Origin of the sequence: Kitasatospora sp. NPDC059817 (genome assembly GCF_042731835.1) — a bacterium.
In the GTDB taxonomy this organism is placed as follows: domain Bacteria; phylum Actinomycetota; class Actinomycetes; order Streptomycetales; family Streptomycetaceae; genus Kitasatospora.
Genome location: NZ_JBHWIR010000403.1, coordinates 1 through 1980, shown reverse-complemented (window position 1 = coordinate 1980; position 1980 = coordinate 1). Strand labels below are relative to the sequence as shown.

2 protein-coding genes are annotated in these 1980 nt (G+C 75.8%); both read right to left on the bottom strand.

The window, feature by feature from the left end; all coding sequences use genetic code 11:
• Positions 1-102 precede the first annotated feature (102 nt).
• The gene (galE, locus tag ACFV61_RS35755) at positions 103-1119 is read right to left on the bottom strand and encodes a UDP-glucose 4-epimerase GalE (protein ID WP_380496341.1); all 1017 of its coding nucleotides are present in this window, start codon (positions 1117-1119) and stop codon (positions 103-105) included.
• A 104-nt stretch (positions 1120-1223) separates the two neighbouring features.
• On the bottom strand, positions 1224-1871 hold the full coding sequence (locus ACFV61_RS35750) for a hypothetical protein (protein ID WP_380496339.1): 648 nt from the start codon (positions 1869-1871) through the stop codon (positions 1224-1226).
• Positions 1872-1980 lie beyond the last annotated feature (109 nt).

The window sequence follows — 1980 nt, the reverse complement described above, 5'->3', positions numbered from 1 at the left end:
GGGCGCAGACCACCCCCGCCGGGCTCCCCTAAATGGGCCACACGGCGCGCCGGGCCCACCTGGCGGGGGGACCCCCCGGCCGGGGGCCCCCCGCGCTGGGCATCAGCTGGGGTCGAGGCGGGCGGCCCACTGCGCGCGCCAGGCCAGCGCGTCGGCGACGCCCTCGGCGATGCCCCGCCGCGGCTGCCAGCCGAGCAGTTCACGGGCGGTGTCGACGGCCGCGTAGCAGCCGATCACGTCGCCCGGCCGGGGGCCCGCCTCGCGGACGTCGAGCGTCGCGCCGACGGCCTGCTCGAAGGCGGCGATCAGCTCGCGCACGGTGGTGCCGTCGCCCGTGCCGACGTTGATGACCCGGTAGCGGTCCTCGGCGCCCTCGGCGATCACCTCGTCGAAGCGGAGCAGCGCCGCGACGTGCGCCTCGGCGAGGTCCCGCACGTGGACGTAGTCGCGGATGCCGGAGCCGTCCCTGGTCGCCCAGTCGACGCCGGTGACGGTGAACGGGGTGCCGTTGGTGTGCGCCTCGATCAGCTTGCCCAGGGCGTGGCTGGGGTTGAGGTCCTGGAGCCCGCTGCGCAGTCGCGGGTCGGCGCCGATCGGGTTGAAGTAGCGCAGGGAGATGACCCGCTGCCGCTCGGCGCCCTCCCCCCTGGTCCAGTCCTGGAGCACCTGCTCCATCATCAGCTTGGTGCGCGCGTAGGGGCTGTTGGCCTCGACCGGGCTGCTCTCGTCGACCCGCGCGTCCGGGGTGGGCGCGTAGATGGAGGCGGAGCTGCTGAAGACGACGCGGGTGCAGCCGTGGCGCTGGAGGGCGTCGAGCAGTTCGATGGTCTTGCCGACGTTCTCCCGGTAGTAGTACAGCGGCCTGGCCACCGAGTCCGGGACGACGATCCTGGCCGCGCAGTGCACGGCGGCGTCGATGTCCGGGTGCTCGGCGAAGATCCGGTCGAGCAGGGCCACATCGGCGACGTCGCCCTGGTAGAACACCTTGCCCTCGACGAACTCGGCCCGGCCCTTGGACAGGTCGTCCAGGATGACCGGGGTGATGCCCTGGTCGAGGAGGGCGAACACCACCGAACTGCCGATGAATCCCGCGCCGCCGGTGATCAGGACCTTCTTCATGCGCGGACGCTCCCTTGCGGTCGGCCGGGCGCCCGGTGGCGCCCGGTGACCTCTGGGACGGTGGTTCGCGCTCGATGGTTCCGTCGGCGGGCTCAGCGGTGGGCTCAGCGGTGGGGCCGGCGGCGGAGCCAGAAGCCGGTGGCGACCAGCACGACAGCCGCGACGGCGGTGCCGATCGCGGCCCAGGTGGCGGCGTCGGGCGTGGTGTCGGAGGGGGTGTCGCGGGCGGCGGAGCGGGCCCGGGCGGCGCTGTCGGCGGCCGGCGGGGCGGTCGGGGCGGTGGGTGTGGGAGTGGGTGTGGCCGTGGGAGCGGGCGCGGGTATCGGGGCCGAGGCGCCGGTCGTCGCGCCCGTCGCCCCCGGCAGCGGAGGGTCGCCGATCACCGCGGCCTCGACGTCGAGTTCACCCTCGCCGTGCCCCGGCGAGGGAAACGCGCAGTCGACGCTCACCCGCCAGTGCCCGGCCGGGAGGATCTCCCGGGTGGTGTACGTCCCCGGCTCGCCCGGGACGGCGACCAGGCGCCAGGGGCCGACCGTGCGACCGTCAGTGGCCGTCGCGGCCAGCGTGCCGGTGAACTCCCCGGTGACCGGGTCGTGGTCGTTCTCCCAGGTGGCGACGGTGCTGACGCGGCCGTTCCGCTGGCCGGAGACGTCCAGGTGGACGGTGTCGCCGTGGGCGGCGACCGGCACGGCGGCGGGCAGCACGGCCGCACCGGCGAGGGCGAGGGCGGCGACGAAGGGTCGGGTTCGCATGGCGGGCAATCCTCGTGAGGGGTGAGGGGCAGGGAGCGGTGACGCCCGGGGGGGGGGCCCCCCCCGGGGGGTGGGGGGGCGCCCCCCCCCGCCCCCGCCCCCGCGCGCG

Coding starts and splice junctions, on each gene's coding strand:
- galE (WP_380496341.1), bottom strand. CDS start 1,119: ATGAAGAAGGTCCTGATCACCGGCGGCGCGGGATTCATCGGCAGTTCG.
- ACFV61_RS35750 (WP_380496339.1), bottom strand. CDS start 1,871: ATGCGAACCCGACCCTTCGTCGCCGCCCTCGCCCTCGCCGGTGCGGCC.